We start from the raw sequence: 23,375 nt of genomic DNA, 5'->3' as shown, positions 1-23,375 counted from the left end.
GATGGGACCGGTGGTCCGCCCGGATGTTCATGGCGAACCGTCATATGAGCAGCACGCCGTCAGGCTTTGAGAGAGGAATTCACCCCTCCCCTTGCGATTGATCGCCGCAACGGCGGGTAACTCCAGTCACATCCGATCACTTAGAGTGGTCGCCCGGGCGTTTTGGGTGACAGAAAGTGGGGGCTGGGTGAGATCCAAAGGGTGGGCGGCGGCAGGCGCGATTATCGCCGGGCTATTCCTGGGAGGCTGCGCGGACGGTTCGTCAGACGCTAAGTCGCTGCCTGAGAAGACGGTTGAGACGGCCGGTTCTCGAACGTCGAATGCACCGCATGCACCGGCGATTGATGCATACCGTGCCATGTGGGGTGACCTTGCTGCCGCTGCGGCGACGTCGGAAGCCAAGTCTCCGCGTCTGAAGGCACACGCCTCAGGCGAGGCGTTGGAGTTGCTGCGTTACATGATGACGCAGGACCGAACGAAGGGCATGGTCACGAGGGGACAACTGCGTCTTGCCCCCATCATGGAGAAGCGGGATGCGACGACGGTCGTCGTCAAGGACTGTGCAGACGCCACCGATTGGCTGCACTACGGCCATGACGGCAAGCTCGAGAACGATGTCCCTGGTGGTCACCATCACGTTGACGCGACCGTCCGACAGCACCACGGGGCCTGGAAGGTTGAGCGCCTGTACATCGACAAGGCCGGGTCGTGTTGAGGCTCAGCTTCGCCTTGCCGACGGCGATGGCGGTGCTGTGCATCGCGTTGCTGCTTGCTGCACGTGATGCCGCCGCCGACGACGGATTGAGCACAGGAGCCGGGGTTACGTGCGCCCCTGGGGCTTGCGATGCGGAGGCGAAGAGCGTCAGGAGGAGTCCGGGCATCTCGCGGAAGAGTCGGCCGGTGCCTCACGGAGGAGCGGCGAATCCCGGCGGTGGCGGTGGCGGTGGTGGAGGGCCGAAGGGGCCGCCCACCGTCACATCGAGCGGCTGGGACTACGACTTGGGCGGTGGCATGGGGATCTTGCCGCGCTTCGATGGTGAGAAGGCGAAGAAGCCGAAGCCGGGCGGTGGGCACCAGGTTCCCGTGCAGGTGGTTGTTCAGCGGGCGATCGAGCGGTTGAAGTTGCCGAAGCCGGTGATCCGTACGAGTCCGGATGAGGACCATGTGCAGGTGGTCCATGTGCCCACGTGGATGTGGGTGGAGCACAGGACGTGGGGGCCGGTGTCGACGTCGGCTGCAGTGGAGGGCGTGAAGGTGACGGCGACGGCTCGGCCGCAGAAGGCGGTGTGGTCGATGGGGGAGGGCGGTCAGGTGGTGTGCCGGGGGCCGGGCACTCCGTACTCGGGCGCTTACAGCCCCAAGGCGTCGTCTCCCGACTGTGGTTACACCTACCGGCGGGCATCGCTGACCGCGCCGGGCGGAGCGTACACGGCCTCGGTGCGGGTGACCTGGGATGTCCAGTGGCGGGGGGCCGGGCAGACCGGAGTGGTGCCGGGGCTGGTGATGACCGCGCAGCGGCAGCTGGTGGTGGACGAGGTGCAGGCCGTCGTCACGCGCTGACGGCTCGCGGATGACGGCGCGCCTGGAGCGGGCGGGCCGGGTCGGTGGACGTTGGAATTCTCTTGATCGTGAGGTGAATGGTGGATACCTCCATGTCTTCTTCTGCTGTGAAGGGCGGCGGTGCCCGGGTGCCGGGCACGCGCCGGTCTGGCCCGGAGCAGCCGCCGCCGGTGACGGGGGTGCGGCGGCGCAGGCTGGGCTGGGTGTGGGCCGGGGTGGGGGCGGTGGTGGTCTCGGCGGTCGGCTTTACGCTGGTTGCGCAGGAGGTGGGGGAGCGGCAGCAGGTTCTGGTGCTGGCCCGCGATGTGCCGGCCGGGCGGGTGCTGAAGCCAGGCGATCTGCGCGCGGTGGAGGTGGCGGCGGACACGGGGGTGGTTCGCGTCGCGGACCGGGGCACGGTGCTGGGGCGAGAGGCGAAGGTCCCCCTGGTGGCCGGGTCGCTGCTGGCACCGGGACAGGTGGGTGCCGGCGCGGGCTTTCCCCCGAAGGGGTTCTCGCAGGTGGCGCTTGCGGTCGAGCCGGGCGGGGCGCCCCCGGATCTTGCGCGCGGGGAGCGCGTGGCGATCCTTGCCGGTCCGGCCGGTGCTGCAGCGGTTGACGACGCGGAGCAGGCGGCCTCGGCGGTGGCGGGGACGGTGACGGGCGTTCGAGAGCCGGAGTCGGCGGGTGGGCCGCGGGTGGTGACGGTGCTGGTTGAGACTGCGGCGGCGCGGCGGGCGGCACAGCTGGAACATCCCCGTGTTGTGGTGCTGCCCGCTGAGGGGCGTGAGGCTCCGTGAGGCGGCTGGTCGTTTGTGGGTCGGTGACGGGTGCGCCGGGGGTGACGACGACTGCGCTGGCCCTGGCTGCCGCGTGGCCGCTGGACGTGGACGGTGCGGTGCGGCCGGTGATGGTGGAGGCGGATGCTTCCGGCGGTGACCTCATGATCCGTTTCGGTCTTCCGGTGGCGCCGTCACTGCTGGATGTCGCGGCGGCGGCCGGGAAGCCGCACCCGGGTTCCTTGCTCGGGGCGGCGAGTGAACTCCCCTGCGGCGTGCGGGCGGTAGCTGCGGTGCCCGGTCGTGGCCCGTGCCGGGAGGCCGTGCGGCTGCTGGCGACTGCGGCCGGGCAGCGCGTGCTGCTGGGGGACGACCACGACCGGGGCACTGTACTGCTGGACGTCGGCCGACTTGGCGAGGACGTCGAGCCGCTGCTGGAGGCGGCCGACCATCTGGTGCTGGTGGCGCGGGGCGGAGCGGAGCCGCTGACCCATGTCTCGGTGTACGGCTTGGACGCCTGTGCGTATGCCGGGCGGCTGGCGCTCGCTGTGGTCGGGCCGTGTCCGTACCCGGCCCAGGAGATCGCGAGCACGCTCGGGATCCGGCGGGTGCACTTCCTGCCCTGGAACGCCAAGAGTGTGGCCGCGATGAACAGCCCCACGCACGGCGACCGGCGCGCCACTGGGTTCCGGCCGTCACCGTTGATGACCGCCGCACGGACGCTGGCCCGTCAGCTGACCGCGCCACCGGACAGCGCGACCAGGACGACGGCCGCGGAGGGCGATCCCACAGCCGAGGGCGGTGGGACGGAGCTGGTGGAGCGGCGCCGGCCGGGTCTGGTTCGGGTGCCGGAAGCGGAGGAGAGCAGAACATGAGCGAGCATCTGATGCCACCCGGCCTGGTGCCGGGCGGTGGTGAGCGGGAGCTGTCCCGCCTCGTACGACAGCGGGTGGCGGCCCGGCTGGCCACGTACGCAGTCGAGCGTGAATCGGCGGGTCTGCCGGCGGAGGACGAAACGGCACGCCGGGCCACCGTGGGACTGTTGCTGGCCGAGGAACTGCGGGAGCAGCGGCGCCATGCCCTGGCTCAAGGCGGTCCGGTCATTGATGCTGCGGCCGAGGAGCGGATTGCCCAGGCGGTCAAGGACGAGTTGTTCGGCACCGGCGGCCTGGAACGGCTGCTGGCCGACACCACGATCGAGAACGTTTGTATCAACGGCAGCGATGTGGTGTGGGTCAAGGACGCGGCCGGACGATGGCGCCGCGAGAGACCAGTGGCCGCGTCGGATGAGGAACTGGTGGAACTGGTCCGCACGCTCGCGGCTCGCACGGGCGGCGAGGAGCGCCGCTTCGACCGGGGCATGCCCCGACTGAACCTGCAACTGCCCGACGGATCACGGCTGTTCGCAGTGATGGCGGTGACCGGGCGGGTGTCACTGACGATCCGCCGCCACCGTTTCCCGGCCGCCTCCATGGCGGAGCTGGTCCGGCTGGGCGTGTGCGACCAGCAGCTCGCCGCCTTCCTGCGGGCGCTGGTGCGGGCGCGCAAGAACATCGTCATCGGCGGCGGCACCAATGTCGGCAAGACCACCGTGCTGCGGGCCTTCGCCCACGAGATTCCGCCCGAGGAGCGGCTGGTGACGATCGAGGACACCTTCGAACTGGGCCTGGACGCCGATCCGGTGGCGCATCCGAACGTGGTGGCCATGCAGGCCCGCGAGCCAAACATCGAGGGCCAGGGCGGCATCGATCAGGCGGAGCTGGTGCGATGGGGGCTGCGGATGTCCCCGGACCGGGTCATCGTCGGGGAGATCCGCGGAGCCGAGGTCATCCCGATGTGCAACGCCATGAGCCAGGGCAACGACGGCTCGCTGTCCACCATCCACGCCTCCACCTCGCGCGGGGTGTTCACCAAGCTCGCCTCCTACGCCGCGCAGTCCCCGGAACGGCTCTCGCTGGAGGCGACGAACCTGATGGTGGCCTCCGCGGTCCACTTCGTCGTCCACCTCGGCTGGGACGCCGCAGGACGGCGGGTCATCGACTCGGTGCGCGAGGTCATCGACGCGGACGGGCAGCAGATCGTCTCCAACGAGGTCTTCCGGCCCGGCCCCGACGGGCGCGCCGTGCCCGCCACACCAGTGCGCACCGAAACCCTCGATGACCTGATCGCGGCAGGGCTGGACGCCCAGGGCGTCGCCGTCCAGTGGTGGGGGGCCGCGTCATGAGCGGCCTGCTTGGCCCCGCCACCTGGACGGGCATCGCGGTGGTGTGCGGGACGGCGTTCGGCCTCGGGCTGGTGGCCATCGGTTACGGGGCGGTGCGGCGGGCGGCGCGCGAGGAGCGGACCGGTGGTCCATGGCGTGCGCTGGTGGCGCGGCTGCCTGCGCAGTGGACCACGCGACGCATGGTGCTCGCGATGACAGCCGGGGTGATCGCGGGTGCGCTGACGTCGTGGCCGGTGGCGGCGGTGCTGACCACCGTCGCCCTGCTCACCTTGCCCGGCCTGCTCGGCCCGGACCGAGCCGCCACGCGGCGTACGGAACGGATGGAGGCGCTGGCCACCTGGACGGAGATGCTGCGCGACACGCTTTCCGCGGCGGCTGGTCTGGAGCAGGCGGTGCTGGCGACCGCGGACATCGCCCCAGCCGCACTGGAGACGGAGCTGTGCCGGCTGGCCGCCGCCGTCCGCTCGGGGCACCCGCTGCCGGTCGTGCTGCGGGCGTTTGCCGAGGACGTCGATGACCCGCTGGCCGATGTGGTGGTGGCCGCGCTGGTGATGGCCGCCTCGCAGCAGGCCAGCCATCTCGCCCCGCTGCTGGGTGAGTTGGCGGAATCGGTGCGTGAGCAGGTGGCCATGCGGCAGCGCATCGACGCCGGACGAGCCAGCGTACGGACCGGGGTGCGCGTCACCGTGAGCATCACCCTGGGCATGGCGGTGGGACTTGTGGTCTTCAACCGCCCCTATCTGGACCCCTTCAACACGCTGACCGGGCAGGCGGTGCTCGCGGTGGTGGGCGTGCTGTTCGCCGCGAGCTTCACCTACCTGACCGCCATCGGCCGCATCGACGACCCCATCCGCCTCATCGGCCCGGCCACCTCCCGTGCCACGGCGGACGCCGAACGGGGAGCCGCACGGTGATCGTCATGCTGCTCGGTGCGCTGTTCGGCGCGGGGGCGACCGCTCTCGTCTACGGGCTGCGCCCGCCCCGCACCGCCCTCGCTGACATCCTCACCCTCCTCAACACACCTGCACCGACCGCGACTTCACGTCTTCACGAGACCGAAGAGGCGGAGTGGGCCACTCGGCTGGGCAGTCGTGCCGTACCGCTGGTGCGGGCACTCGGCTTCCCCGCCCCCTCGCTGCGCGCGGACCTGGCCGTCTGCGGCACCAACGAAGAGCAGCACCTGGCGGGCAAGGCGGTCTGCGCCATGACCGGACTCGTCGCCCCGTGGGCCGCCGCGCTGCTGTTGCGCCTGGGGATCGGCATCGCGGCGGGCTGGTGGGTGCCGCTGGCCGGCTCCCTCACCCTGGCCGTCGTACTGTTCTTCGCCCCCGACCTGTCCATCCGCCAGCAGGCCGCACGGCGACGCCGCGAAATGCGCCACACCCTCAGTCTCATCCTGGACCTGACGGTGATCGCACTGGCCGGAGGTGCCGGCATTCAGCAGGCACTCGCCCAGGCCGTCGCCGCGCCCCAGGGGTGGGCGGCGGCGAGACTGCGGCACGCCCTCAACGTCGCGCAGCTCACCCGCACCAGCCCCTGGCCCCACCTGGGCGAACTGGGACGCCAACTGGCCGTCGGGGATCTGACCGAACTCGCCTCGACGCTGAACCTCGCGGGCAGCGAGGGCGCAAAGATCCGCGGCTCACTCGCGGCGAAGGCGTGGGCCATGCGCCGGCGCAGGATCTCGGAGGCCGACGGGGCGGCGCAGGCGGCCACCGAGCAGATGTCGCTGCCCGTGGTCGGGCTGTTCGCCGCGTTCCTGCTGCTGATCGGCTATCCGGCCCTCGCCCACGTCCTGTCGATCGGCTGAGAGGGTCGTGGGTTCGTGTCAACGCTGAAAGGGAGACCGCAGAATGATCACTCGGTTCACCACCAAGGCCCGCTGGCGCCTGGTCGCCCTGGCGGTCACGGTCGGCCTGGCTCTGGGCACCGCCGGGTGTGCAGGAGGCGACGCGCATCAGAACGACACGCCCGGCGTCGCCTCGAAGAACGGTGGCTCCTTCCCGCACGCCCAACTCGGACAGTCGGTAAGGCCCTTGGCCGAGATCAAGGGCCGGAACAGCTTGACCCTCACGATCACGTCGGCCGAGCGGGATGACAGCGGATTCCTCACCGTGCGCGGCGAGTTGAAGAACGGCGGGGCTGCCACCGCGGTCATTCCGGCCGAGCTGCGCGGCAACGAGCTCGCCATCGTCAGGAACGGCCAGTCGTTGGGCGGCGCCACCCTCGTGGACTACAAGGGCAGGAAGCGCTACTACGTGCTGCGCGACACGCAAGGACGCCCACTCACCACTACCGGTCTCTCCTCGCTCAAGGCCCGTGAGAGCGTCCCTGTCTTCTTGCAGTTCTCCGCCCCGCCGACGAGCACGACCGAAGTGGGCTTCCAGCTGCCGCTGTTCGACACCGCCACCATCAAGATCTCGGGATGAGCCCGACCATGACCGCACCCCTGGCCCGGCGCGCGTCGCGGCCGACCCTGGCCGTCACGGCGGCCGCATTCATCGCGCTCACGTGCATCCCCCAGACGGCACGTGCCACGCCCTTCCTCGCAAGCGGTCTCCACACCGGCACGAGCGCACTCATCCGGGCCGGGGGAGACGATCCCGACCTCGCGCTCCCCGAGGGTGCCACCTTGGCCGAACCCAAGGTCCTCGACCTCGACTCACCCGTGCTCGACATCAGCCAGATCACCGAGGACGCAGGCGGACATGAACGCCGTGAGGACACCAACCCAGACGAGAAGCTCACGGTGCAGGCCGACGTCCTCTTCAGCAAGGACAGCGCCCACCTCAGCGGCAAGGCGAAGGCCCGCATCACCGCCATGGCTCAGGAGATCAAGATGCAGAACGCGACGAGGGTCCGCATCTGCGGCTTCACGGACAGCCTCGGCTCCTCCGCGCACGGCGCCCTCCTCTCCAAGCAGCGCGCAGCCGCCGTACGGGACGTACTGGGTGGCGAACTCAACGACACAGCGATCACGTTCGACACACGCGGCTACGGCGAAAAACACCCCATCGCGTCCAACGCAACCGAGGCGGGCCGCACGAAGAACCGCAGGGTCGAGGTCTCCTTCCCCCACGCACCGAGATGAGCAGCTTTTGGCGTACGGAAGACGAGCAAGGCTCGCCTGCCTCCGCGTCCAACCGCGCTCACCTCCAGCGGGTGTTCCCGAACCTTCCCCAACCGACGAGAGCAAGTAGAAAGAGCACGCGCCATGTTCCCACTCGACACCCTGGCCCGCCTGGTCAAGGCGCACCTGGCCGAGGCCCGACGGCAGGCCCGCTCGGATGCCGGCTACACCACCGAAACCATCGTGGTCACCGCCCTGCTGGCGATCCTGGCCCTGACCGTGGTGGGCATCATCGTCGCCAAGGTCACGGCCAAGGCCAACGGCATCGACCTGGGCGGCTAGTTCGTGATCGCGCTCCCTCGCAGGCTGTGCATTGACCGCGGGGCGGCAAGTACTCAGCTTGTGATCGTCGTCCCGGCGCTGCTGCTGATCGCACTGTTGGTGGTGCAGTTCGCGCTGGTCTGGCATGCACGGCACATCGCCCAGTACGCCGCCCAGCAGGCCCTGGCCGCCGCCCGCACCCAGGACGGCACCGCAGCGGACGGACAGGCCCAGGCCCAGCGCAGCCTCGCCGCGCTGGGCAGCCGGGTCCTGACCGCCCCCTCCGTGACCGCCGAACGCACCGCCGACCGGACCACCGTGCGCGTGGAGGGGACGGTGATCCGCGTGCTCCCCGTCCCTGGGCTGGTGCTGCACGCCTCCGCCGCAGCCTCCGGACCCACCGAGAAGATCACCACCCCCACCGGGGACCAGCCATGATCGGGCAGGTACGCCGTGGGCGAGACGAGGGGGAACGCGGTTCGGCGGCGGTGGAGCTGGTGCTGGTCACACCACTGCTCATCCTCGTGCTCCTGGTCGTGGTGGCACTCGGTCTGCTCGTCGATGCCCGCCTGGTCGTAGCGGACGCCGCCCACCAGGCCGCCCGCGCCGCCTCCCTGGCGCGCACCGACCAGGACGCCCGCACCCAGGCCGAGCGTGCGGCGGGCATGGCCCTGCACGAGGGCGGAGCCGCGTGCACGCACCCGAGCGTGCACCTCGCCACCGGCGGCCTCGCGCCGGGAGCCACCGTGACGGCACGGGTCTCCTGCACCGCGGACCTGGGGCGTCTCACCCACAGCGGGATGCCTGGCCATGTGACGTTGGCCGACACCGGCTTCTCCGTCGTTGACACCTTCAGGAGCAGCCCGTGAAGCGAGCACTGCGCGCCCATCTGGTCCAGGTCTGCGCCCGGATGATGGCAGGTGACGACCGAGGGCAGGTCACGGCGTTCGTCGTCGGCGTCTTCGCCGCGCTGTGGCTGTTCGCCGGGATCGTCGTCGACGGCGGGCTCGCCCTGGCCGGCAAGACCCAGGCGCTGGACGTCGCCCAGGAGGCCGCCCGCACCGGCGCCCAGCAACTGGACATCGGCCAGCTGCGACGCGGCGGCGACGTCCGTCTGGTACGCGACCAGGCCGCAGCCGCGGCGCGCGCGTACGTCGCCTCCACCGGAGACACCGGCTCCGCCTCGGTCAAGGGCGACGGGGTGACCGTCCGGGTCACCCACCACCAGCGCACCCAGATCCTGCAGCTGATCGGCCTGCGCACGCTGACCGTGCACGCGAGCGGTACCGCGCACGCCGAACGCACCACCCCATAAGGACCGTTCACCACCCCCGTTCCGGCCGAGAGAGCGAACAGGCGATGATCCATCCTCCGCAGCTGCGCCAGCGGCTGAGCGCGGCCGTCACAGCGGGCGGAACCCTGGCCGTCACGCTCGCCCTGCTGGCCGGGATGCCCTACGTCCTGTGGCAGGCCGGCCTGCCATGGCCCGAACACGTCGCCTCCTTCAGCGAGTTCGGCCAGCGGCTGATGCAGCCGGTCAGCGATCCCTTGATGATCGGCCTGCTGGCCCTGGTGGGCTGGGTGTGCTGGGCCGCCTTCGCCTGCACCGTAGTCCGCGAGACCATCTGGTACTCGGCCCATCTCCCGCAGCTGCTGCGCGACCGCCACGCGCACGACGAGCATGTCGCCGCCCTGTCGGTGAAGGGCTCGCTGGCCGCGCTGTGCATCGGCACCCTCGTCATCGCCCTGATCGGCCTGTGGCGCCCGCAGCCAGCCGACGCCCAGCAGTCCTCATTCCCGGATGAGGTACGGGCACACACCGTCGCGACCGCCCCTCTCGTCCCCGCCCCGGGCCGACAGGCCGCCCCGCTTGGCGTAGCCGCGACAGCCCCGGGGACGGCCACGATGGTCGGGCTCGGCTCGGAGCAGCCAAGTCCGTCCGGCAAGACCGAGACAGCCCGGCACATCGAGTACACGGTCATCGAGGGCGACACGCTGTGGGACATCGCGCGCACGCACATGGGAGACGCCCTCAAATGGCCGCGGATCTACGCACTGAACAAGGACCGCGTCCAAAGCGACGGAGCCCGGCTCAGAGACCCGGACCTGATCAAGCCCGGCTGGCAACTGACCATCCCCGTCGCCCGGACTGCCACCCCGTTGCCAGAGCCTCCCCGTGCCCCAGATACGGCGCCTCCACCCCCTCATCCGCCGCCCACCGAGACCGCGCCCGCACAGCCAACTCCCGACCACGACACGGGAACTGGCCAACCGGCAGGCGGTCATCACACGCCGGCGGTGCCCGACCGTCACGATGAGACCGCGGCCCGGAAGACGGACACCGATCCCGGCCCGGCCGCTCTCGGTCTCGGGGAGGCGAGCCTGATCGGCATCACCGCGGCAGCCGGGCTACTGGCCGCGCGCCGCTACTGGCACTGGCACCAACACCGACTGCGACAGCCCGACACGGAAGCGGACGTGCCCGCCCTGAGCCCCCTCGTGGACAAGGCCACACAAGCCGCCCACGCGGCCACCCGGCCCCGCCGCCCGCAGGATCCCGACGCCCTGATCACCCACCGCACCCCGCCCCAACCACCACGCCCTGCGGGCACAGTCACCATCGGCGCCCGGGACAACACCGAGGTCCCGCTCGCCGAGCTGGCCATGCCCGGCGGCTGTACCTGGACCGGTCCCGGCGCCGAGGGCGCCGCCCGCGCCCTGCTGGTCGGCATCCTCACCGCCGCCGAACGCCAGCGCCCCGCACCCGGGCGCCTCACCGCAGTCGTCCCCGAAGACCTGGCCGAGAGTCTGCTGCCCGGGCTCCCAACCCAGTTCACGGCCCTGACCCAGAGCGCCGATACCGCCGAAGCCATCCAAGCCGCCGAACGACACCTGATCGCCCACGCCCGCACCCGCGACCAGCAGGACACCGACCCTGCGCCAACCGGGCCGACGACGGCCGACACCCCGCCGGAGACCGCCCCGGGCACCCTGCTCCTGCTCACTACGCCGGACGCTGCCCACACTGGACAGCTCCAGGCCCTGGTCGCCCGCAGCCGCCCCGACACCCTGATCCTCCTCACTCTGGGTACCCCGCTGCCCGGCGCTGCCTCTTGGCACATCGACGAGGACGGCACCACCACCGGCCAACGCCACGGCCCGCTCCGGATGTTCCACCTCACACCCGAGGCCGGACGGGACGTCACCGACGTCCTCCTCACCGCCCACGGCCAGCGCCCCCGCCTGCGGATCCTCCCCACCCCTAGCGCCCGCTCCGACGGGGAGCACCCCGATAGCCGGCCTGAGCCCGAGGCGGAGGACGCGCCCGCCCGCCCGCATGCGGTCGAGATGTCACGGCCGACGCAGACCAAGCCGGTTCGCCTCCACGTCTTCGGGCCCATCACCCTCTATGCGCGCGGCCACCAAGACCCTGTCGGCACCAACCTGCGAGGCGAAGTCCACGAATTCCTTGCCCTGCTCGCCGCCCACCCGACCGGGCTCCTCGCCTCCGACATCGCGGAAAAACTCCACCTCGCTCCCGGCAGCGACCAGAACGCGCTGAAAAACCTGCGCCGCGCCGTACGCCGCGCTCTGCGCGCCGCGACCGGATTCGCCGCACAGGAATTTATCCTGCTCCAGGGAGAACTCCACAAACTCCACCCCGAGCTCGTGGAAACCGACCTTGCGGACTTCAGTCGCAGTCTGAAACAAGCATTCTCCACTTCAGATACGGAACGCGCAGAGAACGATGCCCTGGCTGCGGTGCGCGACGCCCTTGCCCACTACCGCGGTCCCTTCGCCCATGGCAGCGACTACCTGTGGGCAGACACGATCCGCGAACACCTGGCCATGAAGGCCACCGACGCCGCCCTACGCCTGGCCCGCCAGACCGAGCACGCCAGCGCCGCGCCACGAGAGCGGGACACCGTCCTGGCGCTGCTGGAACACCTGGGCACCATCCACCCCGACCACGAACGCCTTGCCCAGCACACCATCCGCCTCTACCAAGCCGCCGGATTCCACGACGCCGCCCGGCACACCTACACCCGCCTGGAGAGACACCTCACCGACCTCGGACTCGAACCCGAGCCGGCCACCCAGGCCCTTATCGCACCCCGGACGCACACCCGTCAGAAACGATGAAGTAGCAGCTCACCACCTCTGTGTGCCTCAGGTCGAAAGGCGCGCGCATGGCAGCATAGGGGGTTGGTGATCGGCGCCGGGGGGCTGGGATGGGAAAGCGCAAGGGCAAGCGCCGATGGCGGCCGTTGAGCGCACGTGAACAAGAGATGCTGATGCACCGTGCGGTTCGCCTGTCCGCTTGGCTGAGGCTGGCACCACGACGAGAATCACGGTCGCGATGCTGCCACAGAGGAGCTTGTTCTGCCTGCCGGCCCGGACCCCGGCTTGATGAGGCGCTCACGGCGCAGGCGACCGCACGCGCGGAGGGGTTCCGGGTACGTGTCGAGAGGGCCATCACGGACCGCTTCACCGAGGCTCACCTGGCCGTTGAGGGCGGGTTCGCCCTTTCCGGCGACCAGGCCTCATGACCCGCGTGGCACGTGCATGATGTGCGGGTGCACAAGCTGTTCGACTACTTCAAACACAACCCAGAGCTGTTCGGCGCCTACGTGGCGCTCATCGCTCTGTTTGTCGGGTTCTTCGGCACCTGGCTTGCGGCTTGGTTGCAGGCCCGGAGCGGCAATGAACAGGCGAACGCGGCCCGCGACGCGGCTCGGATCACTGCCCAGGCGGAGCGTTTGGCTGCCCTGAGGGTGGATCGGCGCGTCGAGATAGCCGCCTTCGTCCGTCTGGCCCGCGAGACCTTCGATTCCGCCGAACTCATGTTTCGCCGAGCAGACGAGGAGGCGGATCTCAAGCGTGCGTACGCAGAACTGACGCAGAAGCAAGCAGAAATCGAGCTGATCGCACCACCTACGATCGTCGGTCACGCGGAGGCGGTGGTGTCTGCAGTCGAGCGTGTGATGCGCTTGGTGTCTGAACGGGGCGCCGCCGCCCGGGCCCACCATGCGCTGGCAGCGGTTTCGTCGAGCGCGGGAGCTCACCGCGTAAGGGAAACGCTGAATGATCTGCGCACGGATCACGAGGCGGGACGGGACGAGGAGACGAGCCGGTCAGTGGCTAGGTACGCGCTGTTCGACGTGTCGGAGGTCATCGACGATGACGGGCAAAGGGCGCTCCTGCTTGACGCGACGTTGCCCCCGTTCGAACCGCTGAAGACCGAGGCGGTCAACGCTTACGCTCAGGCGCTGCGCCAACTGATCGACGCCGCTCGCGCGGTGCTTCGGTCGGATGACGCGTAGCCCTTTCGCTTCGAGGCGGGCCGAAGGGGCTACGGCTGATCGTGCGCAAGGAACGGCTGCACCCCGGTGCTCAGTTGCGCTTCACCGACGCCGACGGCCCCCACCGACACTCACCACAAAGGGTCCGTCAGCAAGCTGACGGACCCTCATGAATGATCGAGGTTAGTGCGCGGAGCGGACCGGAAATTTTCAGGTCAGGACCAGCCAGCGGCGGCCGTCGATCAGCTCTCGGGCTGCGTCGAGGTGGCCTGCATGGCACGCAGTCTCGGTGATGAGATGTAGCAGGACGTCGCGCAGCGTGTGCAGGTGCGGGTCACCGAACAGGTCGTGGGGCCACCAGGCCAAGGCGGCTTCGGCAGGGGCGGCGGTGATGATGGCATCGGCGAGTTCTGCCTCCCGCCGATATCCGTCGAGCACTTCGACGGCCGACACTTTCGGGGCCACTTTCCACGCTTCGTCGCCGCTCGTCAGACCGTGGATGACCTCCTCATCCCCGGCGACGACCGCGCGGAACCAGAACCGCTCCACATCGAGCGCCAGGTGCTGGACCATCCCCAGGCAGTGCCATCCGGAAGGCAGCACGGGACGTCGAAGATCCTTCGCGTCGAGCCCGTCAAGGATGCCGAGAACGTGGCGTCGCTGTCCGTCCAGGATCCGAAGAAGCCCCGTTACCTCACTGCTCGGCGTGATATCGCTCAATTTGTCGGTCACCGTCACCCAGGATCCCCGAATCTCTGCGGCCGCGCAGGGAGTTATCCAATATCCGGGACACCCACCCTGCCGAAGGGCGGCGGGACCGTGAGGCAGGCATTCACTGGAGTCACCTTCCGCTCCAGGGGCATGTCGCGAGAAGGCTTGCCCCCACCTCCGACCTCAGGTCACGAAGTCGTACTGGTGTACTGCTCCCGGGCATCACCCGTCAACTGTGATCCAGCAGATGTCACCGGATTCCGGCGAGCGACCGAGGCTTTCCATCTCGGATTTAATCCTGGACAGTGTGGCGGCCTTGTCCGTCTCCCATGCTATGAATGGCTTTTCTTCGTCGGCGGTCAGGTCCCCGGCCTTGGCTCCCAGGTCCAGCAGGTCGCCGACGATGCGCAGGGTGAGCCGTTTCCGCTCCTCCATGCTGTGCCCCTTGCCGAGGAGCTTTCCGACCGTTCCGGTGATCACGGAGAATCCGAGCCAGTCTTCGTGTACGTAATCGGCCAGGTAGGAGAATTCTTCTCCGTATTCCTCTTCCGTCGGCATGCGGTGTCCTTCAGTGTTGCGGTATGTGGAGTCGCTTGGCGTCCAGGCCGTCTACGTCGTTCATGTCGATGGTAGGGCCCCCTGACTTGCTGAACGGCCGATACGTCACTGTGGACGGGGGGTCATCGGACAGTCGCCAGACCTCGATGTTCCCCTTGGGCGTCGCCTTGATCTCTGGCTCGCCGAGGCGCTCGAACAGTTTTTGGCGTGTCTGTTGCAGTTCTTCCTCGGTAACCATGCGTACGCCCTTGGCGTCCTCTTCGCCGACGAGGTTCCCTTGGTCGTCCGACATGACGTCGCGAACGGCTTTTGACTTCTCTTCATAGGACTTCGGCAGTCCTTCGTCTCCGGAGTCGTCCGCGGGCGGTTCGTCGTCGCCACCTCCGGTCGGAGGCTCGTCGCCGCCTCCGCCGCCTCCCCCGCGTCCGCCGACGCCGGCTGGTTCACGGGCTTCAGACTCGGCGAGCTCTCGTTCGAGAACCTGGCTGACCTCGGTTGTCCCGGCATCTACCGCCTCGATCTCGGGGACGCCCTCCGCGGCGGCCTGGAGGGAGATCTCGATGTCCGCGATCATCTCGGTGCTGATGGAGGTGACGGCCGAGTCGAGAGTGACCTCGACGTCGCCGAGGATCGCGGCGGCCTCCGTTGCGTCGAGGGCTCCTGCGGCAGCGTCCGAACCGCCGCCTGTGAAGACGGTGAGCAGAACGCCGGCCGCGGTGGTCAAGCCGATGGCGATACCTGCCTCGGCCATCTTGGATTCGGTTTGACTGTGCGCGTCGTCGATGGCCTGAGCGAAGGAGTCGCATGCTTTGGCGAGCTCGTCGCAGGCGTGCTTGGCGGTGGAAAGCGGAGCCTGACCGCCGCCCTGGCCGTCCTGCCAGATTTTCTTCCAGAAATCGGCCATCGCGTCGATGGAGTCGTCGGAGTTGTTTTCGGTGATGGCCAGCACGTGCCGGTGCAGTCCTGCACCGAGGGTGTCGATGGCGGTGGACGCGGTCCGATACGCGTCAGCTGCCGCTCGCAGTTTGTCCTGGTGCCCGTTGGGCCAGTACTTGGCGATGGCATCAGGCATGGAGGAGTCCCCGGGCCCGATCGCCGATGCCGGGTCCGGGTATGTCACATCGGTGAACACCCCTGGCGGTGAGAACTGGTCGGGCTCGCTGCCGCCTGCCTTGGCGTTGGAGTGGTGGTCGGCCTTGAGGAAGTTGTTGGCCGTCGTCACCAAGGCGGTGGACGCCTGGCCGATCGCACGAGCGGAAGCGGACAGCGCGGTGAAAAGAGTTCTGGCCGCCGGGTCGTACTTCGCACCGAACTTGTGCCCGTAGTCGTCGTTTCCCGCCATGCCTCCGGCGTTCTGGAGCGCCGCGTTCAGCGTGCTGGCGATGGAGTCGATGGTGTCCTGACCGCTCGCGAAGTGCAGACCAACGCTGTAGAGGTCCTCCGGATAGAGGTTGATCGGTCCGCCGCTGCCGCCGCCGTCGGCTGGGCGGCTCATCGCCCGCGCCACATACGCACGTTGGCGGCCCGCGCCGCCGCGTAGTTGCCGTGTGCCGTTTCGACGATTTTCTGGAGGTCGCGCAGCGCACGGTGCAAGTCGCGGGAGGCGGAGCTCCATTGTCGGCAGTAGCCGTGGAATGCGTCATGGGCGTCGCCCTCCCATGTGTCCGCTATGCGGCGCACGGCATCGTCCAGCTCGGCCAGGTGCTCCTGGACCGCGTCGGCTATCGAGCCGATGTCCTCCGTGGCCTGAGCCAGGTCCTCGAACCTGACTGTCAGCTGTCCCGGCATCCGATCCCCCGTATCTGTCGACCACGAGAGAATGCCACGGCCAGGTATCCGGAACGAGTGCCTCCAGCCGCTGCAACAGTCCATTGTTCCTGGAATTGCACATTGCTTGACCTGCGGCTTACCTCGGGGCTTCGGCGAGGTCCGCCGACGGGGATACACCAGGGTCCGGGAAGAGTCGGCTTCGCCCGGTTTGATCTTGGGGGTGTCGGACGCGACCTCCGGCCCAGCGCCCGCGTCGGCAAGCATTCGCGGTGGACGGACAATTCTCCGCTGACCAGGACACGGGCCGCCATCACCTTGTCGTGCGGGGATCGGGTGCGGCTTCTGGCCGCTCGGCTTGGTTGGTCCGATGGCGCTTGCCCCGTCGTATCCGGCGTCGTATCAGCCGTCGCTTCAGTGTCCGCGCTTGGAAACGACACCCCCGTTCCACGCGAAGGTGCAGGCCAGAGGCCCTGCGAGCCATTGGCGGACGAGGGCGACTGTATATCGGTGCAGCAACGCATCCCGATCTACTGACAGCCCGCGCCGGGCCCCCGCGCATCCCGTCGTGCGCCCGTGCCCTGTCGTCGCTGGCTCATCCTGTGTGACTCTTCCCTTTCTTCAGCTCCGCTTCCAAGCCCCCTCTGTGCAGCCCTGACCCAGGAGGGGTCAACTCCCCACGCTGGCGCGGCGGCGCCTCAGGCGCAGCCGAGGGTGCCGCCGCGCCGGGGGCCGCGCCGGGGGCCGCGCCGGGGGCCGCGCCGGGGGCCGCGCCGGGGGCCGCGCCGGGGGCCGCGCCGGGGGCCGCAAATCGTGCGTGTACTCGAATTCCCGGGGCGCCGGCGTATTTGGGTACCTGTGAATCGGTCGTGCAGGCCGCCGCCCGCGACGCCTTGCGTCGCACCTCCGGGAATTCCCCTGAATTCCCGTCGTGAATTCACGAGAATTCCAGCATTATCAAGCCGGAATGCGGCTTCAGTCAGGGTGCAGGTCGAGCTATATTTGAATTGTTCCCGGAAAGGCCGGGAATGAAAATCCCGCTGATGGGGACCGCCCGAAAACGGATGACGGGTGGAGTGTGCCCAGAGGCTGGCCGCTTTCGGATTCGGATATGGCGGCCCTAATGCCCCAGTGAAAGGACTTTGCGATGACGAGTACCGCCACGCCTGCGCCCGCGTCCCCGCCTTCCGGCCCCGAACCGCAGCAGTCCGCCTCCACTCCGACGAATTCCCCCACGACGCCTGCAGGGCCGCCACCCGGCCCGGGCGCCAAGGCCCGCCCGGGCGAGTTGCGGGCGAGGATCGCCCACGTGCTGGCAGCGAGTCCGGGGAGGGTCTTCACGGTCACGGAGCTGGCGCGAAGGCTGGGGCACTCGGGCGGCGCGGTCGGCAACGCCTGCGAGACGCTGGTGTGCCGGGGCGAGGCGGAGCGGTCCGGTTCTAAACCCCGTACATACCGGTCGACTTCGGCAACGGCCAACGCGGCCCAGCACGCTGCACCGTCACCGCCCGCCCCAGGCGGCACGCCCCCAGTGCCGCGCCAGGCCTCCCCGCAGGCGCCTGCGGCCCCGCCGCCAAACGGGCGGCCGGAGCCGATCACCCGCCCGAACGGGCAGCGATACCACCCCAGGGCGCTGGCCACGCTGCCGGATGTGGAGGCCCTCCAGCGGCTGCGGGAGGCACAGGTGGCGGTGTTGCTGTACGGGCCGCCCGGCACCGGGAAGACCTCCCTGATCGAGGCGGCCTTCCCCGACCTGATCACGGTGGCCGGGGACGGGGACACCACAGTCGGCGACCTGATCGGTGAATACACCCAGGACGCGAACGGCGGCTACGAGTTCGTCTACGGCCCGCTGGTCACCGCCATGCAGGAAGGCCGCGCCCTCCTCCTGGACGACGCCACCCTGATCTCCCCGAAGGTGCTCGCCGCCCTGTATCCGGCGATGGACGGGCGCAGGCAGATCCAGGTCAAGGCACACAAGGGCGAAACCATCACCGCCGCCGACGGCTTCTACGTGATCGCCGGGCACAACCCCGGCGTCCACGGGGCGGTCCTCACCGAGGCCCTCGCGAGCCGGTTCAGCGTGCAGATCCAGGTCGGCTCGGACTACGACCTCGCCGCCGCCTTGAAGATCAACCGCACGGCGGTGCGGATCGCCCGCCACCTCGCCGCCAGCCAGCAGGCCGGAGACGTCGGCTGGGCGCCACAGCTGCGCGAACTGATCGCCTTCCAGAAGATCGCCGACGTACTCGGCACCGAGGCCGCCTTCGCCAACCTGGTCGGCATCGCCCCGCTGGAGGACCGGGACACGGTCACCGAGATCGTCACCAAGGCGATCGGCCGCCCGGTCACCGCCCTGGCCCTGGGCCGCCAACTCTGACACCAGCCCGGGCCGGGCACCGCCCCGGCCCGCGGCCGCACCCACCACCGACTCCTGGAAAGGACCGATCCGCCATGCCCGCACCCGCCCACGTGCTGACCGCCCCGCCCGCCGTAACCGAGACCGAACGAGACCTGGCCCGTTGGGAGGACGACGGCGGCCCCGCCGTAGAACCCCGCCCCGGCCCACAGGCCCCTCACTGGCTGCGCATCGCCGCCGCCCTGGGGGAGCGACTGCCCGAACTCGCCGAACGCGAGGACGTGATCGTCACCTGCGAGCACGGCACCCGCTCCGGCGCCCCGGCCGCCTTCTACCCCATCACGGCCCAACTGGAGATCGACGCAGGGCTCTTCGCCCCGCTGAACCCGGCCACCATCGACCCCACCCGGGTCGGCGACGAGGAGAACTACCCGGCCGCCTGGGGCGCGTTCACCCACGAGGCCGCGCACGCCCGCCACAGCACCTGGACCACACCGCCACCGCTACGCGGCACGGCCCTGGACTCAGCAGCCCAGCTCCTGGAGGAATCCCGGGCCGAGCACGCCCACCTCGCCCGCCGCCCGGGCGACCGCCGTTTCCTCAGGGCCGCCGTACACACCCTGGTCATGGCGGACTTCACCAGCGTCACGCCCACCGACCGGTGGCAGGCGGCGAGGGCGGCGGGACTGATCCTCGCCCGCCGGGACGCCGGAATCCTCGACCCGGACGAGACCGAACCCCTGCATCAGACGGTCACTGCTGTCCTCGGCCCGGACCTGCTGGCAACCCTGGGCCAGATCTGGACGGCCGCGCACACCATCGCCGACGAGGACGAGCAGGCGATGCTGGGGCACGCCGCAGCCTGGTGCCAGGCGCTCGGCACCGAGGCCGCCGGACCGGAACCGGCCCCCGACCCCACCGGACGAAGGGGCGAGCTCGCCGAGGTGATCGGCAAGGTCGTCGGCGCGGTGGCGGCGAACGAGGCCGCGCGGGTGGTGGCCCAGGTCCGCATCGAGGCCGCCCGCACGGCCCGGACCCGGGCGAAGGCCGCCGAGGCCGCTCACGCACGGCAGGCGGCGCAGACGGCCGAGAAGGTCTTCGCGCCCGGGGGACGCCCGTTCATCCCCGACAGCCAGCGACACAAGGGCCGCCGTGCCCCCTCCCCGGTGACCGGAACGCGGGCACCCACCCCGGCCGAGAAGGCGGCCGCCGGGCAGCTCGCCCGGGCGCTGCGAGCGGCCGCCTACCGGGAACGCACGGTCACCGTCACGGCTTCCGCAGCCCCGCCCGGACGGCTGAACATGCGCGGCGCGCTGGCCCGGGACGCACAAAAGGCGGCAGGCGCCATCCCCACCGCCCAGCCCTGGATCCGCACCCAGCGCCGCCAGGGCCCCACCCCGCCGCTGCGGGTCGGCATCGCGGTGGACGTCTCCGGCTCGATGCGCGCCGCCGCCGCACCGATCGCCTCCGCCGCCTGGATCGTGGCCAAGGCCGCCGCCCTGACCGACCCCGACTCGCGCACCGCGAGCATCGCCTACCGCCGGTCCCTGACCGCGATCACCGCACCGGGCCGCGCCCCGGCCCGGGTGACCGAGTTCGACGCGGAAGGCGGCGGCCACAGCCTCGCCGAAGCCACCGACGCCCTGACCGCCGGACTCGACCTCATGACCCCGGGCGCGGGACGCCTGCTGGTGATCGCCTCCGACGGCTACTACCGCCCCGACGAGGCCGCCCGTGCAGCTGAACGCATCGCCGCCCTGCGCACGACCGGCTGCGCGGTGCTGTGGCTCGCCTTCGACCCCGAACCCTGCCCGCTGCCCGGCACCACCCTCCTTCAACTCGCCGACCCCGCCCAGGCCGCCGCCGCGATCGGCAAGGCCGCCACCGCCGCCCTCGCCGCCACCAACCCCTGACACCCGGGTGCCGCCCCGGCACGTACCGGGGCGGCACCCGGCCGCCCAGAAACCCATCACGACCGCGAAGGAGACCTGATCCCATGACGTCGCTCGCCGAACGTGCCCACGCTGCCGCCGTGTTCATCCGCCACAACACGGCCGTCAGCCCGCACGGCCGCTACCGGGGTGAGGAGCACGCCCGCACCGCCGTACGGCTGGCCGCCGCCCTCGGCCTCGGGCTGGACCAGATCACCACCGCCCCGGACTGGCTGCGGCGCCGCACCACCCCGGGCGAGCCGGTCCTGGCCACTGCCACCTGCCCCGACAGCGGCGAGAAGTACGTCTTCCTCGCCCGGTTCCCGATCTACGACGACGAAGCCTTCGAGCTCCTCGGCCCGTGCCCCGCATGCTCCGGCCAGGTCCCCCTCGCCACCGTCCGGCACCTCGCCGACCTCGGCACCTACCTTGCCCGCCCGCCGCTCGCCCCCGAGGACATCGTGCACACGAACACGTTGCCGGACACCTTCACCGGCGACGAAGGCCACACCAGCACCTGCCACTACGGCGAAAACCTCTGACCGCTCAACCCGCCGCACAGGAAGGACACCCACCGCCATGACCGAACGCGCCAGCCGCATCCGTGGCACCGCCGCTCGCAACAGCGCCCCTTCCATCCTGCCTGGTTCAGACTCCGCTCCCCGGCGCGCGCCCGGGCATGAGGCTCTGCGCGCGGCCCTTGGCGAGGACGGATACGAGCGCCTCCTCCGCCAGCGGCACGAGCGCGGCACCGCGCTGGGCGAACTGGCCGAGCTGGTCCTCAACACCGCCGCCGAAGCCGACCGGCTCCACGGCAAACTGCGCCGCCACGCCGCCCACGCACGCGACCGCCTCGGCGACCTCCTCAACCCCCACCTGGATCCCGCCTTCGTGTCGGTCACCGGCCTGCTGCAGAACATGGGCCACACCACCGACCTGCACGCCGCACGCTTCGCCCAGCAGATGAACCAGCTCACCCAGGTCCTGGACAGCTACCAGGCCGCCGTACGGCGCGCCGGGGTGTGACCGGGCGCCGTTGACCATGCGGGGCCCGCAGCCGGGCCCCGCCCCCGCCCGCGGACCAGGAACCACCCCGGCCCGCCCGCTCCGGAAGGACCTCGTTCATGCCTGGTACCGACATGCCGCAGCACCCCACGGTCGTGCACCGGATCCTCCAGCACGCCCACGCTCTCCTCACCGCCTCAAAGGATGAGGAAGACTCGCCCCTGGCCGAACTGCTGACCCGCGCGGTAAACCACGTGCCGGCCGAGGAGCGCGAACACCTGGACTCGCCCGCCCTCGCCTGGGCCGTGGCAGAGGCCGCCGCACAACTCCTCGCCCGATGCAAGATCCCCATCACGGCGGGCGACCCGAACGTGGCGTACTGCCTGCAAGCGCTCGACAGGCTCCCGCGTACGGCCCGCACCGGCCTGCTCACCGTGGCCATCCGGTACACGGCAGCCGACCCCCACAGCGCCCCGCCGCCCGATAAACGCACCCCCGCCCCCGGCGGGCAGAGGGCCGCCCGGGGCCGTGTGGCGGGGTGCTGCCCGTGTCCGTGCAACGGCGGTGGTTTCTGCGGCGGTTGCGGGCACGCGGGCTGCGGAGGACGGCGATGAAGCGGCACGCCGCCGGAGCCGACAACGAGGCGCCGATGCGGCGTCCCCGGGACGTCGACGGCGTCGAGACCGACGACAGCGAGCCGTACGACAAGGTCGCCGACCCGATTACCGGTACCGTCCGGCTGTGCGCCCGCCGCTGCGCCACGTGCATCTTCCGCCCGGGCAACCTCATGGACCTGCAACCCGGCCGTCTCGCGGACATGGTCACCCGGGCGCGTCGTACCGAGGGGCACATCGTGTGCCACGCGACCCTGGGCACCGCGGCACCGGCGATCTGCCGAGGTTTCGCCGACGGCCCTGACCAGGGCCGCAGCCTGGCCCTGCGCCTGGCCCGCGCGCTGGGCACGCTTCGGGAGATCTCCCCGGCATGACCGCCGCACCGAACCCGCCGGGACCGGGCACCAGCCTGCTGGCCGAACAGCTCGGTCTCGGCGACCCGCTGAGCGCCCTCACTGCCCGGCACCCGCCCGGCGACCGCCTTCATCGCCTGGCCCGCGCCTTGTGCCAGACCGCCGCCGAGCTGGACACCGGGTACGGGCGGGCGCAGCAGACCGGCGGCGAACTGCGGGCCCTGCGCGGTCGGTTGGCTGCAGGCTCCGACGAGACCGACGCCTTGGAAGAGGAGATCAGCTCTTCGGCTGGGGAGTTGGAGCTGATGCTGGAGCGATGCGAGGTGCTGGACACGGCCTTGATCCGGCTCCTTGCCGTGTACCAGGACATCGTCCCAGCGCCCAGAGTGCACCCGCGGGCGACCCCTGCGGCATCGTGACCGAGAGGCCCGGAGTCCCCGGCGGACCGCTGCGCGACGTCAGCGGTGGATCTTGGCGCACGGTGTGCCGTCCGCGCTGTTGAACTCGATGCACAGCCAGGTGCCGTTCCGGAAACGTCGGCCCGTCAGGTTCCAGTCCACGTTGGAGAACTTTGTCGTCCCTGCGGTGACGGGAGTCGCGTCCTTCCATCTGGTGATGCTGGCCCGTTCGCCCTTGTAGACCGTGTACAGGCGGGCCCGGACACCGGTGCCGTGGCCGTCCATCCAGCCGCCTGCCTGCTTCACAGCCAGGCCGTTGCCCTTGACGCTCAGCCCCACTTTGCCGTCCTTCACGGACGCGTCCGCATGCGCGGGGGCTGTCGCGCAGACCAGGGAGAGGAACGCCACTGCGGCGGCCATCATGTGCTTCATGCTTCATCCAA

The 23,375-nt window shown here is 70.3% G+C and carries 27 protein-coding genes; 22 read left to right on the top strand and 5 right to left on the bottom strand.

The features are described from left to right. The first annotated feature begins 187 nt into the window (after positions 1 to 187). From ACFY10_RS14240 to ACFY10_RS14170, 15 genes are all read left to right on the top strand, one after another. Positions 188 to 715, top strand: coding sequence for a hypothetical protein (locus tag ACFY10_RS14240; protein ID WP_390665368.1), 528 nt, complete (start codon positions 188 to 190; stop codon positions 713 to 715). 296 nt (positions 716 to 1,011) lie between these two features. Next, entirely contained in the window at positions 1,012 to 1,560 is a 549-nt protein-coding gene (locus ACFY10_RS14235; protein WP_390665367.1) for a hypothetical protein, read from the top strand. A gap of 77 nt (positions 1,561 to 1,637) precedes the next feature. Then, positions 1,638 to 2,339 (top strand): SAF domain-containing protein, encoded by a 702-nt coding sequence (locus tag ACFY10_RS14230; protein WP_390665366.1) that lies wholly within the window; start codon positions 1,638 to 1,640, stop codon positions 2,337 to 2,339. 41 nt (positions 2,340 to 2,380) lie between these two features. Continuing rightward, positions 2,381 to 3,193, top strand: coding sequence for a MinD/ParA family protein (locus ACFY10_RS14225; RefSeq protein ID WP_390665365.1), 813 nt, complete (start codon positions 2,381 to 2,383; stop codon positions 3,191 to 3,193). Further along, positions 3,190 to 4,542 carry a CpaF family protein gene (locus tag ACFY10_RS14220; RefSeq protein WP_390665364.1) on the top strand — a complete coding sequence of 451 codons (1,353 nt, stop codon included), beginning with the start codon at positions 3,190 to 3,192 and terminating at the stop codon, positions 4,540 to 4,542. The genes ACFY10_RS14225 and ACFY10_RS14220 overlap by 4 nt, the downstream gene beginning before the upstream one ends. Further along, positions 4,539 to 5,456, top strand: a complete 918-nt coding sequence (locus ACFY10_RS14215) for a type II secretion system F family protein (protein ID WP_390665363.1) — start codon at positions 4,539 to 4,541, stop codon at positions 5,454 to 5,456. The genes ACFY10_RS14220 and ACFY10_RS14215 overlap by 4 nt, the downstream gene beginning before the upstream one ends. Then, positions 5,453 to 6,352 (top strand): type II secretion system F family protein, encoded by a 900-nt coding sequence (locus ACFY10_RS14210; protein ID WP_390665362.1) that lies wholly within the window; start codon positions 5,453 to 5,455, stop codon positions 6,350 to 6,352. Before ACFY10_RS14215 ends, ACFY10_RS14210 begins: the two co-directional genes overlap by 4 nt. A 43-nt stretch (positions 6,353 to 6,395) precedes the next feature. After that, complete coding sequence (locus ACFY10_RS14205) at positions 6,396 to 6,971, top strand: hypothetical protein (protein WP_390665361.1); 576 nt, start codon at positions 6,396 to 6,398, stop codon at positions 6,969 to 6,971. 8 nt (positions 6,972 to 6,979) lie between these two features. Further along, positions 6,980 to 7,633 carry an OmpA family protein gene (locus tag ACFY10_RS14200; RefSeq protein WP_390665360.1) on the top strand — a complete coding sequence of 218 codons (654 nt, stop codon included), beginning with the start codon at positions 6,980 to 6,982 and terminating at the stop codon, positions 7,631 to 7,633. Between the two features lie 123 nt (positions 7,634 to 7,756). Beyond that, a complete protein-coding gene (locus ACFY10_RS14195; protein WP_390665359.1) occupies positions 7,757 to 7,954 on the top strand; it encodes a hypothetical protein in 198 nt (65 codons plus the stop codon). A gap of 3 nt (positions 7,955 to 7,957) precedes the next feature. Next, positions 7,958 to 8,371 (top strand): TadE/TadG family type IV pilus assembly protein, encoded by a 414-nt coding sequence (locus ACFY10_RS14190; RefSeq protein ID WP_390665358.1) that lies wholly within the window; start codon positions 7,958 to 7,960, stop codon positions 8,369 to 8,371. A gap of 50 nt (positions 8,372 to 8,421) precedes the next feature. Beyond that, the gene (locus tag ACFY10_RS14185; protein WP_390665572.1) at positions 8,422 to 8,802 is read left to right on the top strand and encodes a TadE/TadG family type IV pilus assembly protein; all 381 of its coding nucleotides are present in this window, start codon (positions 8,422 to 8,424) and stop codon (positions 8,800 to 8,802) included. Then, positions 8,799 to 9,248, top strand: coding sequence for a pilus assembly protein TadG-related protein (locus tag ACFY10_RS14180; RefSeq protein ID WP_390665357.1), 450 nt, complete (start codon positions 8,799 to 8,801; stop codon positions 9,246 to 9,248). The genes ACFY10_RS14185 and ACFY10_RS14180 overlap by 4 nt, the downstream gene beginning before the upstream one ends. A gap of 44 nt (positions 9,249 to 9,292) precedes the next feature. Continuing rightward, positions 9,293 to 12,076 carry a BTAD domain-containing putative transcriptional regulator gene (locus ACFY10_RS14175; protein ID WP_390665356.1) on the top strand — a complete coding sequence of 928 codons (2,784 nt, stop codon included), beginning with the start codon at positions 9,293 to 9,295 and terminating at the stop codon, positions 12,074 to 12,076. Between the two features lie 434 nt (positions 12,077 to 12,510). Then, a complete protein-coding gene (locus ACFY10_RS14170) occupies positions 12,511 to 13,257 on the top strand; it encodes a hypothetical protein (protein WP_390665355.1) in 747 nt (248 codons plus the stop codon). A gap of 189 nt (positions 13,258 to 13,446) precedes the next feature. On the opposite strand, the gene ACFY10_RS14165 is transcribed toward ACFY10_RS14170, so the two are convergent. The 4 genes from ACFY10_RS14165 to ACFY10_RS14150 form a co-directional block, all read right to left on the bottom strand. Beyond that, positions 13,447 to 13,974, bottom strand: a complete 528-nt coding sequence (locus tag ACFY10_RS14165) for a DUF664 domain-containing protein (RefSeq protein ID WP_390665354.1) — start codon at positions 13,972 to 13,974, stop codon at positions 13,447 to 13,449. A 195-nt stretch (positions 13,975 to 14,169) separates the two neighbouring features. Beyond that, positions 14,170 to 14,505, bottom strand: a complete 336-nt coding sequence (locus ACFY10_RS14160) for a hypothetical protein (RefSeq protein WP_390665353.1) — start codon at positions 14,503 to 14,505, stop codon at positions 14,170 to 14,172. Positions 14,506 to 14,515: 10 nt separating this feature from the next. Next, positions 14,516 to 16,012: a hypothetical protein gene (locus ACFY10_RS14155; RefSeq protein ID WP_390665352.1), complete on the bottom strand. Its 1,497-nt coding sequence runs from the start codon at positions 16,010 to 16,012 to the stop codon at positions 14,516 to 14,518. After that, positions 15,997 to 16,293 (bottom strand): WXG100 family type VII secretion target, encoded by a 297-nt coding sequence (locus ACFY10_RS14150; RefSeq protein ID WP_390665351.1) that lies wholly within the window; start codon positions 16,291 to 16,293, stop codon positions 15,997 to 15,999. The genes ACFY10_RS14155 and ACFY10_RS14150 overlap by 16 nt, the downstream gene beginning before the upstream one ends. Before the next feature lie 1,279 nt (positions 16,294 to 17,572). Between ACFY10_RS14150 and ACFY10_RS14145 the strand changes: the two genes are divergently transcribed. The 7 genes from ACFY10_RS14145 to ACFY10_RS14115 all read left to right on the top strand — a co-directional run bounded on the left by ACFY10_RS14145 (position 17,573) and on the right by ACFY10_RS14115 (position 22,953). Beyond that, positions 17,573 to 18,652, top strand: a complete 1,080-nt coding sequence (locus tag ACFY10_RS14145; RefSeq protein ID WP_390665571.1) for an AAA family ATPase — start codon at positions 17,573 to 17,575, stop codon at positions 18,650 to 18,652. 74 nt (positions 18,653 to 18,726) lie between these two features. Then, positions 18,727 to 20,544 carry a VWA domain-containing protein gene (locus ACFY10_RS14140; protein ID WP_390665350.1) on the top strand — a complete coding sequence of 606 codons (1,818 nt, stop codon included), beginning with the start codon at positions 18,727 to 18,729 and terminating at the stop codon, positions 20,542 to 20,544. Between the two features lie 83 nt (positions 20,545 to 20,627). Next, positions 20,628 to 21,104: a hypothetical protein gene (locus tag ACFY10_RS14135; RefSeq protein ID WP_390665349.1), complete on the top strand. Its 477-nt coding sequence runs from the start codon at positions 20,628 to 20,630 to the stop codon at positions 21,102 to 21,104. Between the two features lie 37 nt (positions 21,105 to 21,141). Continuing rightward, positions 21,142 to 21,588 carry a hypothetical protein gene (locus tag ACFY10_RS14130; protein ID WP_390665348.1) on the top strand — a complete coding sequence of 149 codons (447 nt, stop codon included), beginning with the start codon at positions 21,142 to 21,144 and terminating at the stop codon, positions 21,586 to 21,588. A 98-nt stretch (positions 21,589 to 21,686) separates the two neighbouring features. Continuing rightward, the gene (locus tag ACFY10_RS14125; protein ID WP_390665347.1) at positions 21,687 to 22,181 is read left to right on the top strand and encodes a hypothetical protein; all 495 of its coding nucleotides are present in this window, start codon (positions 21,687 to 21,689) and stop codon (positions 22,179 to 22,181) included. Further along, positions 22,178 to 22,555: a hypothetical protein gene (locus ACFY10_RS14120; protein WP_390665346.1), complete on the top strand. Its 378-nt coding sequence runs from the start codon at positions 22,178 to 22,180 to the stop codon at positions 22,553 to 22,555. Before ACFY10_RS14125 ends, ACFY10_RS14120 begins: the two co-directional genes overlap by 4 nt. Beyond that, positions 22,552 to 22,953, top strand: coding sequence for a hypothetical protein (locus tag ACFY10_RS14115; RefSeq protein ID WP_390665345.1), 402 nt, complete (start codon positions 22,552 to 22,554; stop codon positions 22,951 to 22,953). Before ACFY10_RS14120 ends, ACFY10_RS14115 begins: the two co-directional genes overlap by 4 nt. 39 nt (positions 22,954 to 22,992) lie before the next feature. On the opposite strand, the gene ACFY10_RS14110 is transcribed toward ACFY10_RS14115, so the two are convergent. Next, positions 22,993 to 23,364: a hypothetical protein gene (locus tag ACFY10_RS14110; protein WP_390665344.1), complete on the bottom strand. Its 372-nt coding sequence runs from the start codon at positions 23,362 to 23,364 to the stop codon at positions 22,993 to 22,995. Between the last annotated feature and the right edge of the window lie 11 nt (positions 23,365 to 23,375).

It is taken from the genome of Streptomyces sp. NPDC001401 (assembly GCF_042895385.1).
GTDB lineage: Bacteria > Actinomycetota > Actinomycetes > Streptomycetales > Streptomycetaceae > Streptomyces.
The sequence above is the reverse complement of the archived record's forward strand: the minus strand, read 5'-3'. Positions and strand labels throughout refer to the sequence as shown.